Below are 15,856 nucleotides of genomic sequence, written 5' to 3' on the forward strand. Positions count from 1 at the left end.
AACTGCCGGCAAGCCACTGTTACTTAATCTGTAGCTTACCCGGAGCTTCCCCATGTCCGCCCCCTCATTGCTGTGTTCTGTGCTGTGCAGCCTCGCGCTGTGGTCGGCCCAGGCGCAAGCCGAGCCCACGGCCCGGCCACGCCTGCTGGAACAGTACACCCATACCGCATGGGGTGCGATAGAAAACGGCCCGGTCGACGTGCTCGCGCTGGCGCAAGGCGCCGACGGCTGGCTGTGGCTGGCCGCCTCCACCGGCCTGTTCCGCTTTGACGGCAAGCGCTACGAGCGCATGGACAGCGTCGAAGGCCATTCCCTGCTCTCCTCCAACGTCATGGCCCTGTACGCGCCGCCCGAAGGCGGACTGTGGGTCGGCTACCGCATGGGCGGCGGCGTCAGTTATTTCCATCAAGGCCAGGTCCAGCACTACACCGAAAGCCAGGGCCTGCCCGGCGGCACCGTCAGCCACATCGCGCGCGCCCCGGACGGCAGCATCTGGGCCGCCACGCGCGACGGGCTGGCGCGCCTCGCCGCCGGCGCCCGCCGCTTCGACGCCATCGGCGCCGCCGCCGGACTGCCGTCGCGCCGCGCGCGCCAGATCCTGTTCGACCGCAGTGGCCGGCAGTGGGTGGCGATGCAGGGCGGCGTCTACAGCCGCGCCGGCGCCGACGCATCGTTCCGGCCGGCCTGGCCGCGCGGCGACCTGGCCAACCTGGTCGAGGCGCCGGACGGCTCCGTGTGGGCCGGCGACACGGTCGACAGTTATTACAAGATGGCGCCGGATGCTTCGTCCGGCAAGCCGGCGGCCCACCCTGCGCTGCTGGCCAACAACCTGCATTTCGACCGCGATGGCGGCATGTGGCTGTTCCGCACCGGCGGCGTGGAACGGCGCGCCGCCGGCCACCTGAACGAGCCCGGCCAGGTGCTGACGCCGGAGCGCGGCCTGAGCGGCGGCCTGCCGCAAAGCTTTCTGCAGGACCGCGAAGGCAACGTCTGGATAGGCACGGCGGCCGGCGTGGACCGCTTCCGCCGTAACCGCTTGCAGTCGCTGCCGCTGTCCGCCGATTTCGACCACCCGGCCATCGCTCCCGGCCCTGGCGGCGGCGTCTGGACCGGCGAACGCGTCGGCCCGCTGCGCGCGCTGGCTTCCGACGGCCAGCGCGGCCTGCCATTGAAACAGGCCGTCTCCGCGCTCTACCGCGATCCCGACGGCGTGCTCTGGGCCGGCAACCAGAACGAGGTCTGGCGCATGGGCGGAAATGGCCAGCCGGCTGCGCGCTACCCGCTGCCGCCGGAGGCGCAAGGCTACGAAGTGCAGGCCATGGCGCGTGCGCGCGACGGCGGCCTGTGGGTGTCGGTGGTGCGCGCCGGCCTGTACCTGCTGAAGAACGGCGTGTGGACCGGCAACGGCGCGCTCCCCGGCCTGCCCGGGCGCTTCCCGCACGCGCTGGCCAGCGGCGCCGACGGCATGGTCTGGGCCGGCTACATCCGCAGCCAGATCGCCCGCATCGACGGCCAGCGCGTGACGCTGTTCAACGGCGACCAGGGCCTGGAAACCGGCCCTGTGCTCAGTCTGCACCAGCACGACGGCCAGTTGTGGGCCGGCGGCGAACGCGGCGTGGCCTGGTTCGACGGCAAGCGCTTCACCATGCTGCGCGGGCGCAAGGGCGAGCCGTTCCGCGGCGTGTCCGGCATCGCGCGCACGTCCGGCGGCGAACTGTGGCTGTTCGGCGCCGACGGCTTGAGCCGCATCGATCCGGCCGAACTGGCGCGCTTCAAGCAGCAGCCGGACTACGAAGTCGACTTCGAACGCTTCGACGCCCACGACGGCCTGACCGGCGCCGCCTCGCAGCTGCGGCCGATGCCGTCGATGGTGCAGTCGGACGACGGCCTGCTGTGGCTGGCCACCGCCAACCAGATCAGCTGGATCGATCCGTCCCACATCGCCCGCAACCGCGTGCCGCCGCCGGTGATGGTGCTGGGCGTGGCAGTCGGCGACCGGCATTACGCGCCGCTGCCCGGACTGGTGCTGCCGAAGTCCGCCAACAGCCTACGCATCGACTTCACGGCGCTGAGCCTGAGCATTCCCGAGCGGGTGCGCTTCCGCTACCGGCTCGACGGCGTCGATCTCGACTGGCAGGACCCCGGCACCCGCCGCCAGGCCTTCTACACCAACCTGGAAGCGGGCAGCTACCGCTTCCGCGTGATGGCCGCCAACGAGGACGGTGTCTGGAACGAGCGCGAAGCCGGCCTCGATTTCACGATCCCGCCGACGTTCGCGCAGACCGCGTGGTTCAAGGCGCTGTGCGCGCTGGTGCTGGTGGTGGTGCTGTCGCTGCTGTACCGGCTGCGCGTGCGCCAGGTCACGCGCCAGCTGCAGCAGCGCATCGAAGCCCGCGCCGACGAGCGCGAACGCATCGCCCGCGCATTGCACGACACCTTCCTGCAAAGCGTGCAAGGCCTGATGCTGCGCTTCCAGACGCTGCTCAAGCGCCTGCCGTCCGACGGCGAGGCGCGCCCGCTGGCGGAAAAAATCCTCAACCAGGCCGACCAGGTGCTGATCGAGGGTCGCAACCAGGTCAGCGGCTTGCGCAGCCTGCACCGGTACGCGACCGACTTGCAGCGCATGTTCGGCGAGCTGGGGCAATCGCTGCGCGAGGAGCACGCGGCCGGCTTCGCGCTGATCGTCACCGGCCAGCCGGCCAGGCTGCACGAGGCGGCCGGCGAGCATTTGTACGGCATCGGCCGCGAAGCGCTGCTCAACGCCTTCCGCCACGCCAACGCGGAACGCATCGAACTGGAACTGGGATACGGCGACGACGAATTGACGCTGCAGGTGCGCGACAACGGTGGCGGCATGGACCCGCAGGTGCTGCGGACCGGCGCGCGTCCCGGCCACTGGGGCCTGACCGGCATGCGCGAACGCGCCGCCCAGATCGGCGGGGAACTGGAGTTGTGGAGCCAGCCCGGCATGGGTACGGCGGTGCGGCTGAAGGCGCCGGCGGCCCGGGTCTACAGCCACAAGCGCCGCCCCGGCGCACTGCGCCGCGTGCAGGAGTGGCTGTCGAAGGACGCCGCTTAAAATCCCAGGCCGCAGGCGTGCAAATCGATGATGCCGCGTTCGATCGCCATCGTCACCGCGTGGGTGCGGTCGCTGGCGTTCAGCTTGGCCAGGATGCTCTTCATGTGCACCTTGACCGTCTCTTCCGAAATCGACAGGTGCATGCCGATGCGCTTGTTGCTCTGGCCTCCGGCCACCAGCTGCAGCACCTCGGTTTCCCGCTTGCTCAGGGAGCTCTCGTGCCAATGCTCGGCGATGCCGCTGGCCACCACCGCCGGGATGCTGCGGCGGCCTTCATGCACGCAGCGCACCGTCGCCAGCAACTCCTTGCGCAGCATGCTTTTCAGCAGATAACCGGCGGCACCGGCGGCGATCGCGCGCTGGGCCAGCACGTCGCCCTCGTAGGTGGTCAGCACCACGATGCGGGCATTGGGAAATTCCTTGCGGATGGCGATAGTGGCATCGATACCATTCATGTCCGGCATCTGGATGTCCATCAAGGTCACATCGGGCAGCAGCTGGCGATAGCAGTCGATGGCCTGGCGGCCATTGGTGGCCTCGGCCACCAGGCGCATGTCGTCTTCGTCGGCGATGACGCTGGCGATGCCCTCGCGGAACATTGGATGATCGTCAACGCTCAGTACAGTGATCGGCGTGGTTTGGGCCGTGTTCATGGCGCTCTCAAAAAATCTTGCTCGGAGGCGCCAGCATGACACAAACGCATGCTTTCTGCCATACCCCCATCTAGGTAGTGGACAGCCCCCGTATCGGGGCGTGGCAATGGCGGCGGAAAAGATTAATCTTCTGTACAGCATAGCCAATCTTCGGGAGGAACCAGATGCAATTCGATACCAGGACACGCGTGCAGATCGCCCACTGCGACGCCATCGTCAGCGCCGGCCTGGCCGCGCTGTTGGGCGACAACGCCGACATGCAGGTGGTGCACGACATCGCGCAGGCCGACGTCCTCATACTCGACCACAAGGGCGCGCTGGAACACATGCGCCGCTGCGCCGACGCGCCGCACCAGGAGCACCGCGCCCGCGTGCTGATCGTCACCCAGCTCGAACGCGAATGGGAAGTGCGCACCGCGATGATGGCGGGGGTGCACGGCTACCTGCTGCAAAGCTGCCCGGCCGACCAGTTGCTGGCGGCGGTGCGCACGCTGAGCCGCGGCATGCGCTACCTGAGCGCGGACCTGAGCCGCTGCGTGGCCGACAGCTTCACCCGCATCGGCCTGACCAACCGCGAAACCGACGTGCTGCAGCTGCTGGCGCAAGGCCAGTGCAACAAGTCGATCGCGCGCGAACTGGGCATCGGCGTCGGCACCGTCAAGACCCACGTCAAAGGCCTGTTCGACAAGCTTGGCGCGACGGCGCGCACCCACGCGGTGGTGCTGGCCACGCGGCGCGGCCTGGTCGGCGACGGCGCCGCCAGCCAGCATATGGCCTAGTTCAAAACAATAGTCGTTGGCGAATTGTGCAGAAGCCCTGTAAAATCAGGGTTATGCACGCACATACACTCTCCGTAGGCACCCAACGTCACAAGACGCGCATCCAGCGCGTCCTGATGTTGTTCGTGCTGGTGTTCCTGGCGCTGCAACTGTTCGGGGCGAGTTCGCACAAGCACGCCTATACCGACAGCCAGAACGATTGCGCAGCCTGCGTGATCGCCCACTTGCCTACCGGCGGCACGCCGCCGGCGCTGGTGGTGGCTCCGGTGGCGCAGCTGGTCAGCGTGCCCGTTCCCGTCCTGCAGCGCTCCGTCCGCGCTCTCCGGACCGACTTCCTTACTCCGCCCTCCCACGCGCCGCCCGGCGTAGCCTGATTCCCTGCTGATTCGATTTCTCTCGTAACGTTTTTTTAAAACGCTTTTTACGTGGTGTTTTCGCGCGCCTGTACGACACGATCGTACCGGCCGGCGGCTCGTCACGTCCCGAACATTTCAAGGATTTACCATGCAACGCACTCCACAACTCCGCACCCTGCCGCTGCTGATCGCCGGCGCCTTCTACGCCCACCACGCGGTCGCCGACGACGCAACCGCAGCCGCCGCAGCCACCGCCGACGGCAGCCCGATGCAGCAAGTGGAAGTCACCGCCGCTCATTTGAAGAACGCCCGCATCGACCTGTCGCCCAACATCGGCACCACGGTGTATTCGATCGACCGCCACATGATCGACCAGCTGGGCCAGGGCGACAGCACGCCGTTCAACGAAGTGCTGCTGCGCCTGCCGGGCGTGAGCCAGGACTCCAAGGGCTCCGGCTCGATCCACGTGCGCGACGACCACGCCAACGTGCAGTACCGCGTGAACGGCGTGCAGCTGCCGGAAAGTATCACCGGCTTCGGCCAGTCGATCGACACCCGCTTCGTCCAGCAGATCGACTTCGTCACCGGCGCGCTGCCGGCGCAGTACGGCCTGCGCACTTCCGGCATCGTCGACATCCAGACCAAGGAAGGCACGACCAAGCCGGGCGGCCGCATCGGCGTGCTGGTGGGCAGCCATGACTATGTCGAGCCAAGCGCGGAATTCTTCGGCACGCAAGGCCCGTTCAACTACTACCTGTCCGGCAGCTACGTGTCGAACGCGCTCGGCATCGAGAACCCGCTGCCGACCCGCAGCGCGCTGCACGACCGCACCAAGCAAAGCAAATCCTTCGGCGCGCTGTCCTGGTTCCTCGACGACCAGACCCGCCTGGGCCTGATGTTCGGCACCTACAACGGCCGCTTCCAGATTCCGAACAATCCGGACCAGGCGCCGGGCTTCTCGCTGACCGGCCAGAGCGACGCCGACGCCGGCACCAGCAAGCTGGCCTCGTCGCAACTGGACGAGCGCCAGCGCGAAGTGAACCGCTTCCTCGTGCTGTCGCTGCAAAAAAGCGTGGGCGACCTGAATTACCAGGTCTCGGCCTTCCACCAGTATTCGGAACTGCACTACACGCCGGATCCGGTGGGAGACCTGGTCTACAACGGCGTCGCCTCGGACACGCTGCGTTCCAACTCATCGAGCGGCCTGCAGTTCGACACCAGCTATAAGCTCAACGACAGCCACACCGTGCGCGCCGGCCTGGCCTACTCGCGCCAGAACACCCACAGCGACAACTCGGTGGCTGTGTTCGACACCGACGGCAGCGGCGCGCAGGCCAGCACCGATCCGCGCACCATCATCGACAACAGCAGCAAGACCGGCAAGCTGTCCAGCTTCTACCTGCAGGACGAATGGCATATCGCCGCGCCGCTGACGCTGAACTACGGCGTGCGCTTCGACAAGGTCTCGGCCTTCGTCGACGAACAGCAATGGAGTCCGCGCGTCAACCTGGCTTACCAGGTGGCCAAGGGGACGGCGCTGCACGCCGGCTATTCGCGCTACTTCACGCCACCACCGCAGGAACTGGCCGCGCAATCGAGCATCGACAAATACGCCAACACCACCAACGCGCCGGAAGTGGCGGTATCGGACAACGTCAAGGCCGAGCGCACCAATTACTACGACGTCGGCGTGAGCCACCAGTTCAACGAACAGCTGACCGTGACCGCGGATGCCTACTATAAAAAGATCCGCAACATGCTGGACGAAGGCCAGTTCGGCCAGGCGCTGATACTGTCGCCGTTCAACTACGACCGCGGCTACGCCAAGGGATTGGAACTGTCGGCCGTGTACAACCGCAGCAACTGGGGCGGCTTCCTCAACCTGACCACGCAGCAGGCCAAGGGCCAGAACATCATCTCCGGCCAGTCGCTGTTTGCGCCGGATGAACTGGCCTACATCGCCAACCACTACATCTACGTCGACCACGACCAGACCTACACGGTGTCCGGCGGCGCCCACTACCATCTGGGCGACACGCAGCTGAGCGGCGATTTCCTGTACGGCAGCGGCCTGCGCCTGACGCCGGACGGCGGCGCGCCGAATTCCGGCACCCTGCCGCACTACACCACCGTCAACCTGTCCCTGACGCACAACTGGAAGAATACCGCCGTGGGGAATATCGAAGGCCGCCTGGCGCTGGTCAACGTCTTCGACAAATCCTACCTGCTGCGCGACGGTTCCGGCGTAGGCGTGGGCGCGCCGCAATACGGTGCTCGCCGCACGCTTTACGCTGGAATCTCGACCAGTTTCTAACCAGGCCGGCATCGGGCAGGCACCTGCGCCCGCCCGGTGCTGAATACTCAGGCCTGCTTGGTGGCCGTTTTTTTGGCCGCAGGTTTGGCAGCAACCTTAACCGCCACCTTCTTCGTTACAGGCTTGGCTGCCGCTTTTGGTGCTGCCTTTGCCGCTGGCTTGGCCGCAGCCTTCTTGAGCGCAGGCTTGGCCACTGCTTTCACCGCCGGCTTGGCCGCGACACCTCTCTCGCGGTTCTGGCGTCTCGCAGCTTCCATGCCCAATTCCAGATATTTACGAATCAAATCGTTCTTACTAGTGCGATTATCGAAAGCTTCAATCCTGAGATCGTCATCCACCTCGGGACTGATATATATCGTACGTAAAACCAGATTAGAAGTAGCCATTGCAGTGCCCTAAAGATCCATCCATATGTACATATGTATACGCCAGCCAAAAATCAATGTCAACCCTTGCCAGATTCTCAACCAGCCTATAGCCTATAAATATGAGCGAAGTATGCGATCCGACATTCCGCCCAACGCCATCAGACTGCCGAACCCGGGACCTATCCTGCCGGACACCATGGGCGCGTGCAGGGAAGGATAAGGCCACTTGGGCCGGCTGAACCGCAAGCCAGGCTCCATCTTCGCGAGCAATTCCTCCCTGAAGTCTGCGTTATTCTTACATCCCTTTATCAGCGACAAAAACCACCATTCGTCAAAGCCCGTGGCGTCGATCACCACCGCAGGGCGCAGCAATGCGAAAGGTTCTTTGTTCTGGTGCACGTCCAGCTGCAACTCAGCTCCCGCATGCAGCGAAATGCTCTCCACGCGGCCGTCCACAAAATTCAGATTAGTGGCTGTTGCCACCTGATCCATCACAGTCCCCCATACCACACCCCGGTTCAGCCGCTTGAAGAAAGCATCCTGGCTATCGGTAGACAGCTTCCCCCACAGTTCCGGCTCGCTGAACAAGCGGTTCTCAAAAACGCTGTCGCCCCGGGTAAACAGCGCCGCCTGCCCCGCGATCAAGTGAATGGGATAGTCTTTATAGCCATTGCGGACGAGCCAGGCGAGCACGGCTGCGGCCGTTCCGCCAGCGCCGATAATTGCGATCTCAGGAGCATCGCCGCCAACCGGCACATCGGAGAGAACTCCTTTAAATTCTTCCCGCCGCCTCCAAAAGTCCACGCCGTCAAACATGCGTGTGGACGGGCCGCCCTTCTGCACTTTTCTCGCAGGTCCGGGGCCGCTGATAACGATACCGTCAAATTCCCGCCGGGACGCGAGCTGCGATTTACCTTCCTCTCCCAGTTTCAACACTTGCCATTTCGATTTTGCGTGAAGCGGAGATAGACCCACTACCTCCGCCCTCAACACCTCCGCCTCGGAGCGATCCAAGGCCCAGCGTAAATAAAGCGCAAACTGCTGGTGCTCGGGTGGCTTGCGCCCGCCATCCACCCAACGGCTAAATTGCTGCGACTCGGACAACAAGTAGCTGGACCAGGAGAACTCGTCGTAAACGATCTTGTGAACGCCTTCCTGGAAGCCCGTGTGATAGTTTGAAAAATATGGGTAGCCCAGATCGCGCTCCGCGGGAGTGCACAGACGCTGTTCTCCATCCGTATATCCGTTTTTACCGGTCCAATGCGCGCCTATCTCTGTCTTTTCAAACACAGTAATATGAATATTGGCGACATTGGCTTTGCGCAGCGCAAACGCCTTGGCCGCCAATGCGGCCGCTTTCGCTCCGCCACCGACAACAGCAATCTGAATTCGCTTTCCAGGCATTCGATCCCCAAGATAAGAGAGACAAGACATTCTTTAAATGACAAGGGTATTATGCGACGCCACCGCCGATAGCGCCATATGCACTTTTGCGAAAAGATCACTGCACAAACATATACCCTGCCTACAATTCGCCGCATCAGCCCCTTCCCGGAGAGCAGCATGCGAGTCATTCGAGGTTTGATCACCATCCTGGCGGCGGCCCTGCTGTCCAGCTGCGCCTTCATGAGCCCCGGCCGCAGCGTCAAGCAGAACGGCAGTATCGTCGATTATTTGTATCCCGACGCCAGGGATGCGCCCACCATGACGCCGACCGTCACGAGGCTGCGGCCTCCGGTACGTGTCGGCATCGCTTTCGTGCCCGGCGCCGGCTGGGGCAGCGGCTTGTCGGAAGCGGCGCGCATGAAGCTGCTGGAGCGCGTGCGCGATTCGTTCGCCGCGCATCCCTACATCGGCAAGATCGAGATCATCCCGACCCAGTACATGCGCGCCAAGGGCGGCTTCACCAACCTGGAACAGGTGGCCCGCATGTTCGATGTGGAGGTGGTGGCCCTGCTCTCCTACGACCAGGTGCAGTTCAGCGACAGCAACGCGCTGTCGCTGCTGTACTGGACCATCATCGGTGCCTACGTGATCCACGGCGAACAGTACGACGTGCAGACCATGCTGGACGCCTCCGTATTCGACGTCCAGAGCCGCAAGCTGCTGTTCCGCGCGCCGGGCACCAGCCGGGTCAAGGGCGGCGCCAGCATGGTCGGCTTCAGCGAGAAAGCGCGCGCCGCGCAGATCGAGAGCTACAACGCCGCCGTCGACCAGCTGGTCCCCAACCTGCAGGCCGAACTCGATCGCTTCCGCGACCGCATCAAGAACGACGCCGCCTACAAGGTCGAGAACAAGGAAGGCTACAAGGGCGGCGGCGCCCTCGGCTGGCTGAGCCTTGCGCTGGCCGCAATGCTGGCCTGGATCGCGCATGGACTTCGCCGGCGCGTCTGAGCTGCTGGAGTTCGACCGCCAGGCGCTGCTGGCGGGCGACATCTGGCGGCTTTGGACCTGCCACCTGGTCCACTACACACTGCAGCACCTGCTGCTCGACGGCGCGGTGGTCGCCATCGCCGGCCTGATCGCCGCGCAGCGCCTGGGCCTGCGCACGGTCGGCAAGGCGCTGGCGTTCGGCGCGCCGTGCATCGCGCTGGGACTGCTGCTGGCGGCGCCGGAACTGCACTACTACCGCGGCGCATCCGGCATCGCCGTGATGCTGACGGTGATGGCCGGCCTGTCGCTGTGGCGCGATGCCGACGGCCGCGCACGCGCGGTGCTGATGCTGATGGCCGTCGCGCTGCCGGCCAAGGTCGTCGCCGAAGCCGCAGGCTGGACCCGGGGCTGGTCCGACCTGCCGCCGGACGTCGCCATCGCATGGCAGGCGCACTTGCTGGGCTGCGTGGCCGGCGTCATCGCCGTGGCCAAGGCCAGGGCATCCGGGCTAAAACTGGATTAACTATCAATACCATTCTGACCCGATAGTGTTTCAAAATCGTCAGTGTTACCACGATTTTCTTGTATATATTTCATGGTTGTAGGCATAATCGTTTCGACCTAAACGATCCAGGCCCGACGTGAATCCCATCGTATTCGCCATCCCCGTTTTCATGCTGACGATCCTGCTGGAGGCATGGCTGGCGCATCGCCGCGGCGTCGCCACTTACGACACGGTGGACGCCCTCACCAGCCTGCACCTGGGCGTGGCGAGCCAGGTCGTCGGCCTGTTCGTCAAGCTGGCGCTGCTCGGGATCTATACCGCCGTCCATGACTACTGGCGCCTCGCGTCGCTGCCCGCCAACAGCGTGTGGGTGTGGCTGGGCGCCCTGCTGGCCTACGATTTCTGCTACTACTGGCTGCACCGCATGGGCCACGAGGTCGGCGTGCTGTGGGCCGCGCACGTGGTGCACCACTCGTCCGAGTACTACAACCTGTCGACCGCGCTGCGGCAGACCTCGAGCGGCTGGCTGCTCGGCTGGATCTTCTACCTGCCGATGGCGCTGGCCGGCGTGCCGCCGCTGGTGTTCGCCGGCGTCGCCATGATCGACCTGCTGTACCAGTACTGGGTGCATACCGAATTGGTCGGCCGCCTCGGCTGGCTGGACCGCGTGTTCGTCACGCCGTCCAACCACCGCGTGCACCACGGCCAGAACGACTACTGCATCGACCGCAACTACGGCGGCATCCTGATCCTGTTCGACCGCTTGTTCGGCACCTACGCCGACGAGCGCGAGGACGAACGCATCGTCTACGGCGTGCGCACGCCGCTGCGCAGCCTCAATCCAGCCTGGGCCAACCTGCACTACTACGCCGACCTGTGGCAAGCGACGCGCAGCGTGCGCGGCTGGCGCGCCAGGCTGCATGTGTGGTTCGGACCGCCCGGCGGCTGGACCGGCCAGCCGCTGGGCCATTTCGACGGCAGCCAATTCGAGACCTACCGTCCCGCCACGCCGCCGGGCGCTGGCATCTACGCGATGCTGCAGTTCGCGCTGCTGGTGCCGTGCGTGTCGCACCTGATCGCCGTCGGCCCTTTGCTGCCCACGCCGCAGCTGGCGCTGTATGCGGCCGTCATTGTCGGCGCCACGCTGAGCCTCGGCGCGCTGCTGGAAGGACGCCGGTTCGCCTTGCGCCTGGAGCAGGCGCGCGCGCTGGCGATGGGAATGGCCTTCGCGTTGCTGCCGCAATGGTTCGGTTTCGACGCGCCGCTGGCCCTCAGGGCGAGCATATTGACTGTCATGCTGGTTGCAGTGGTCTGGTTGGATCTGAATACAAAAAACATACGAATGGAGACGACATGATTAAACCTGTGCGTACTATCATCTCCGCCAGCCTGGCGGCCGCGTTCTTCGTGCCGGTGCCGCCGGTTTGGGCTGCGGATGAAATCCAGTCGGTGGTCGTCACCGCGCAGTCGCGCAAGCAGTTCGTGCAGGACGTGCCGATGACCATGCAGGTGTTGACCGCCAAGGACATCGACAACATCGGCGCCAAGGACCTGGCGGACCTGAACGGCTACGTGCCCGGCCTGGTGGTCGACGCCATCGAACCGACCCAGCCCGGCTTCGGCATACGCGGCGTGAACGCCGCCGATTTCGGCATCGCCACCGATTCGCCGGTCGGCATCTACGTCGACGGCGTCTACACCGGCAAGACCGGCGGCGCGCTGATGAACTTCATCGACATCCAGCGCATCGAGGTGGTGAAGGGGCCGCAAGGCACGCTGTTCGGCCGCAACAGCGCGGCCGGCGCCATCGCCATCACCACCAATGAGCCGGGCAAGGATCTGGATGCGGCGGGCCACATCAAGCTGGGCAAGTTCGGCCGCGCCAACGCCGACGTGATGATGAATCTGCCGATCTCCGACACGCTGGCCGCGCGCCTGGTCGCGGTGCGCTCCGGCAGCGAAGGCTGGGCAGACAACACCGCCACCGGCAAGAAGTCCGGCGGTGACAAGGACTGGGCCACCCGCCTGTCGCTGCGCAAGGACTTCGGCGGCGACGCAAAACTGGTGTTCTCATGGGAGCACGAGAACATGGAGCAGTACGGCCGCCCCGCGTTCGGCGTGATCAAGGATCCGTCGCTGCCACTGGGCGGCTACACCGGTGTTTACAACGCCGCCTACACCGCCAACTTCGTCAATCCGTTCGATGCGCCGCTGGCCAACGACCAGCAAGGCAGCGAAGGCCGCAAGTTCGACGGCGCCACGCTGCGCGTCGAAGCGCCGCTGGCCGGCATGACCTTCAGCTCGACCAGCGCCTATCGCCGCTTCGCCACCCACAACCTGACCGACAACGACGGCGGCGCGCGGCAGGACCTGCAACTGACGACGCTGGACGCCAAGCGGGCGCACAGCTTCCAGCAGGAGTTCAAACTGTCGGGCAAGACCGATAAGCTGGACTGGATCGCGGGCCTGAGCTTCTATCACAACAACGAGCATCAGGATGCCGGCGCCTACGTCAGCACCGGCACGCTGGACACGCTGAGCCAGTTCGGCGGCGGCGATCCGAACTTCGCCATGCTGTTCGGCGGCCTGGCCGCAGCCGGTCTGCCCGGCGTCAGCCCCAGCACCACGTTCAGCTGGGACGAGACACACTACAGCGACGTCAAGACCAAGTCCGCCTCGATCTACGGCGACACGATCTGGCATTTGACGGCTGCTACCAACCTGACCGCCGGCCTGCGCTACACGCAGGACAAGAAGCAGATGACCTGGTACGTGCCGGGCCGCGTGTCGCCGCAACTGGATAACTTCCTCAACAGCTTCGGCCCGCTGGCCGGGCTGAACGCGGCCTCGTTCCCGTCCAACGTCATCTTCGGCACGGCGGCGCAACTGGCGTCGTCGCCGGTCACGCGCAGCAAGGACTGGACCGACTTCAGCCCGCGCCTGGTGCTGGACCATAAGCTGGACAAGGACACGCTGCTGTTCACCTCCATCGCGCGCGGCTACCAGGCCGGCGGCTTCAATATCTTCACGCCGCCGAATCCCGCCTCGCCCACCGCCATCGGCCGCGACCCGAGCTTCGAGCCTGAGAAGATGATCAACTTCGAAGCCGGCGTGAAGATGTCGCTGCCGGCGCTGAAGGCCACCGTCAACGCGTCCCTGTTCGCCTACAAGTTCAAGAACCTGCAGGACGTCCAGCTGTACAGCGTCGGCTCGCTGCCGACCTATAACGTCGTCAGCAGCGACCAGAAGGCGCAGGGCCTCGATCTCGACGGCCGCATGCGCATCACGCCGCGCGTGACCGTGTTCGGCGGCATGGAGTACATCGACCAGACCTACACCCGCTACCAGCGGCTGGACGCCGCCGGCAACGTCAGCCTGGACCTGGGGGGCCAGCCGGTCGGCACGCCGCGCCTGACGGCGATGGCCGGCGTGAACCTGAACTGGGAAGCGGCGGGCGGCCGCGGCAGTCTCAATTTCCAGGGCACGCGTTCGAGCGCGACCCGCTGCAATAGCGACACCGCCAAATTGAGCTGCCTGAGCACCGCCAAGCTGCAGACCGGCGTAGCCACCACCAAGTTCGATGCGCGGCTGGCGTGGGACAGCGAGAGCGGACGCTATGGCGTGGCGCTGCTGGTCAATAACGTGTTCGACAAACGCTACATCCAGACGCTGGGCGGCCAGACCGAGCAATATGGCGCGCCGTACGCGTGCCTCACGCCGCCGCGCCAGGTCGCGGTAGAATTCCGGGCCAGCATGTGAGTGTAAAGAATAGCGTGGGCCGAAAACTTAAAATCGCCGGGACAAGCGCCCTGGCGCTGATCGCAGGGGGTGTGCTGACACTGTGGGTGCGTCCGCCCGAGCTGTTGCGGGTCGGCGCCAGCTATGGCGCCAAGATGGTGTGCTCGAATGTGTTCCTGGCCGGCCGCGACGCCCAGGCCGTGCTGGCCGACGACGTGCAAGCGCCCGGCCATCCGATCCTGAAGCTGCTCGAGATCAGCGTCGACCGGGAGCGCAAGCTGGTGCACGCCGACCTGCTGGGCTTTGTCGGCAAAGGGTTGGCGGTGTACCGTCCCGGCACCGGCTGCGCCGTGGTGCCGGACGGCGACGTCGCCCAGGCGACGCAGTACCAGTTCTCGCCGCTGAAGATCTGGGCGCCCTCGCCCAACGTCGCCTGGCCGACCGGCTCGCAGCCGGAAACGGCGCCCGCCGTGCAAGCCTTGCTGGACCAGGCCGCATTGGCCGGTCCCGGCATGCGCGGCCTGGCGGTGATCTACAAGGGCCGCCTGATCGCGCAGCGCTACGGCGCCGGCTTTACCGCCGCCACGCCGCTGCTGGGATGGTCGATGACCAAGACCGTCAGCGCGGCGCTGGTCGGCATCCAGCTCGCCGACGACAAACTCAAGCCGCAGCAAAGCGGCTTCTGGCCCGACGCCGCCGATCCGCGCGCGGCAATCACGCTGGCGCAGCTGATGTCGATGAGCAGCGGCCTGCAATACAACGAAGGCTATGGCGACGTTTCCGACGTCACGCGCATGCTGTACCTGGAACCGGACATGGCTGCCTACGCCGCCAGCCAGCCGCTGGTCCAGGCGCCCGGCAGCACCTTCAATTATTCCAGCGGCACCACGGTGCTGTTGTCGCGCATCTGGCAGCGCGCGGCCGCAGGGCCAGGCCACGTAGCCACGTCGGCCGCCGTGCTGTCGCTGCCGCGCGAACGTCTGTTCGAGCCGCTGGGCATGAGCAGCGCGGTGATGGAAGCCGACGCGCGCGGCAACGTGGTGGGCTCCAGCTATATGTACGCGAGCACGCAGGACTGGGCGCGCTTCGGCCAGTTCCTGCTGCAGGACGGCGTCTGGCAGGGCAAGCGCCTGCTGCCGGAAGGTTTCGTCGAAGGTATGCGGCAGGTGGCGCCCGCATCGGGCGGACAATATGGGCAGGGGCATCTGTGGCGATGGGGCCCGTCCGGACCGACGCCGGAAGGCCAGGACCCGGACCTGTCGTTCAAGCTTCCCGCCGATACGTACTGGCTCGAAGGACATGATGGACAGAGCATCGCCGTCGTGCCGTCGAAGGAACTGGTGGTGGTGCGCCTTGGATTGACGCCGTCCCGCCTGCAATATGCGCCGCAGGCCTTGCTGGCGGCGGTGATCAAGGCGCTTGAATGACGGTGATATCGACAGGCGTCCCTTACGGCCTGCTGCGGCACCAGGGCCTGATGCTGAAGACCAGCGCCCGCATCCTGCTGCAGGTCGCCGGCCGCAGCATACTGACGCCGCGCGCGAGCGCGGCGTGGGGGCCAGCCCCCCGGGGCCAAAAAGTGAAATATAAAAAAAAAACACAGGCCGCCAGAAGAACTTTTGTTATAAAGGGGGGGGGGCGGTAAATTAAAAAAAAAAGAGGGGGGGGGGGGGGGGGGGGGGGGGGGGGGG

At 65.4% G+C, this 15,856-nt stretch carries 12 protein-coding genes; 9 read left to right on the forward strand and 3 right to left on the reverse strand.

Annotated elements, in window-relative coordinates; translation table 11 throughout:
• The first annotated feature begins 52 nt into the window (after window positions 1-52).
• Window positions 53-3,079: a two-component regulator propeller domain-containing protein gene (locus ACCD07_RS29855; RefSeq protein ID WP_413449425.1), complete on the forward strand. Its 3,027-nt coding sequence runs from the start codon at window positions 53-55 to the stop codon at window positions 3,077-3,079.
• Here the strand turns inward: ACCD07_RS29855 and ACCD07_RS29860 are convergent.
• Window positions 3,076-3,732 carry a response regulator gene (locus tag ACCD07_RS29860; protein ID WP_176651478.1) on the reverse strand — a complete coding sequence of 219 codons (657 nt, stop codon included), beginning with the start codon at window positions 3,730-3,732 and terminating at the stop codon, window positions 3,076-3,078. The two genes, ACCD07_RS29855 and ACCD07_RS29860, sit on opposite strands and share 4 nt — an antisense overlap.
• 164 nt (window positions 3,733-3,896) lie before the next feature.
• On the opposite strand from ACCD07_RS29860, the gene ACCD07_RS29865 reads away from it, so the two are divergent.
• The 3 genes from ACCD07_RS29865 to ACCD07_RS29875 all read left to right on the forward strand — a co-directional run bounded on the left by ACCD07_RS29865 (window position 3,897) and on the right by ACCD07_RS29875 (window position 7,181).
• The gene (locus ACCD07_RS29865) at window positions 3,897-4,511 is read left to right on the forward strand and encodes a response regulator transcription factor (RefSeq protein WP_176651479.1); all 615 of its coding nucleotides are present in this window, start codon (window positions 3,897-3,899) and stop codon (window positions 4,509-4,511) included.
• A gap of 53 nt (window positions 4,512-4,564) precedes the next feature.
• Window positions 4,565-4,885, forward strand: a complete 321-nt coding sequence (locus tag ACCD07_RS29870; RefSeq protein WP_353404609.1) for a hypothetical protein — start codon at window positions 4,565-4,567, stop codon at window positions 4,883-4,885.
• A 130-nt stretch (window positions 4,886-5,015) separates the two neighbouring features.
• On the forward strand, window positions 5,016-7,181 hold the full coding sequence (locus ACCD07_RS29875; protein ID WP_413449426.1) for a TonB-dependent receptor: 2,166 nt from the start codon (window positions 5,016-5,018) through the stop codon (window positions 7,179-7,181).
• Between the two features lie 47 nt (window positions 7,182-7,228).
• Here the strand turns inward: ACCD07_RS29875 and ACCD07_RS29880 are convergent, their stop codons facing one another.
• Window positions 7,229-7,567, reverse strand: a complete 339-nt coding sequence (locus tag ACCD07_RS29880; protein WP_413449427.1) for a hypothetical protein — start codon at window positions 7,565-7,567, stop codon at window positions 7,229-7,231.
• A 93-nt stretch (window positions 7,568-7,660) separates the two neighbouring features.
• A complete protein-coding gene (locus ACCD07_RS29885; protein ID WP_413449428.1) occupies window positions 7,661-8,953 on the reverse strand; it encodes a SidA/IucD/PvdA family monooxygenase in 1,293 nt (430 codons plus the stop codon).
• A gap of 159 nt (window positions 8,954-9,112) precedes the next feature.
• Between ACCD07_RS29885 and rhlP the strand changes: the two genes are divergently transcribed.
• The 5 genes from rhlP to ACCD07_RS29910 all read left to right on the forward strand — a co-directional run bounded on the left by rhlP (window position 9,113) and on the right by ACCD07_RS29910 (window position 15,592).
• Complete coding sequence (gene rhlP, locus ACCD07_RS29890; protein WP_413449429.1) at window positions 9,113-9,943, forward strand: rhombotarget lipoprotein; 831 nt, start codon at window positions 9,113-9,115, stop codon at window positions 9,941-9,943.
• Window positions 9,921-10,445, forward strand: coding sequence for a rhombosortase (gene rrtA, locus ACCD07_RS29895; RefSeq protein WP_176651484.1), 525 nt, complete (start codon window positions 9,921-9,923; stop codon window positions 10,443-10,445). Before rhlP ends, rrtA begins: the two co-directional genes overlap by 23 nt.
• Before the next feature lie 118 nt (window positions 10,446-10,563).
• Window positions 10,564-11,784: a sterol desaturase family protein gene (locus ACCD07_RS29900; protein WP_413449430.1), complete on the forward strand. Its 1,221-nt coding sequence runs from the start codon at window positions 10,564-10,566 to the stop codon at window positions 11,782-11,784.
• Entirely contained in the window at window positions 11,781-14,186 is a 2,406-nt protein-coding gene (locus ACCD07_RS29905) for a TonB-dependent receptor (protein ID WP_413449431.1), read from the forward strand. The genes ACCD07_RS29900 and ACCD07_RS29905 overlap by 4 nt, the downstream gene beginning before the upstream one ends.
• Before the next feature lie 71 nt (window positions 14,187-14,257).
• On the forward strand, window positions 14,258-15,592 hold the full coding sequence (locus tag ACCD07_RS29910) for a serine hydrolase domain-containing protein (RefSeq protein ID WP_413449432.1): 1,335 nt from the start codon (window positions 14,258-14,260) through the stop codon (window positions 15,590-15,592).
• Window positions 15,593-15,856: the final 264 nt, after the last annotated feature.

The organism is Duganella sp. Dugasp56, assembly GCF_047304105.1.
Lineage (GTDB): Bacteria > Pseudomonadota > Gammaproteobacteria > Burkholderiales > Burkholderiaceae_D > Rugamonas > Rugamonas hordei.

Coding starts and splice junctions, on each gene's coding strand:
- ACCD07_RS29855 (WP_413449425.1), top strand. CDS start 53: ATGTCCGCCCCCTCATTGCTGTGTTCTGTGCTGTGCAGCCTCGCGCTG.
- rrtA (WP_176651484.1), top strand. CDS start 9,921: ATGGACTTCGCCGGCGCGTCTGAGCTGCTGGAGTTCGACCGCCAGGCG.
- ACCD07_RS29885 (WP_413449428.1), bottom strand. CDS start 8,953: ATGCCTGGAAAGCGAATTCAGATTGCTGTTGTCGGTGGCGGAGCGAAA.
- ACCD07_RS29870 (WP_353404609.1), top strand. CDS start 4,565: ATGCACGCACATACACTCTCCGTAGGCACCCAACGTCACAAGACGCGC.
- ACCD07_RS29880 (WP_413449427.1), bottom strand. CDS start 7,567: ATGGCTACTTCTAATCTGGTTTTACGTACGATATATATCAGTCCCGAG.
- ACCD07_RS29875 (WP_413449426.1), top strand. CDS start 5,016: ATGCAACGCACTCCACAACTCCGCACCCTGCCGCTGCTGATCGCCGGC.
- ACCD07_RS29865 (WP_176651479.1), top strand. CDS start 3,897: ATGCAATTCGATACCAGGACACGCGTGCAGATCGCCCACTGCGACGCC.
- rhlP (WP_413449429.1), top strand. CDS start 9,113: ATGCGAGTCATTCGAGGTTTGATCACCATCCTGGCGGCGGCCCTGCTG.
- ACCD07_RS29905 (WP_413449431.1), top strand. CDS start 11,781: ATGATTAAACCTGTGCGTACTATCATCTCCGCCAGCCTGGCGGCCGCG.
- ACCD07_RS29860 (WP_176651478.1), bottom strand. CDS start 3,732: ATGAACACGGCCCAAACCACGCCGATCACTGTACTGAGCGTTGACGAT.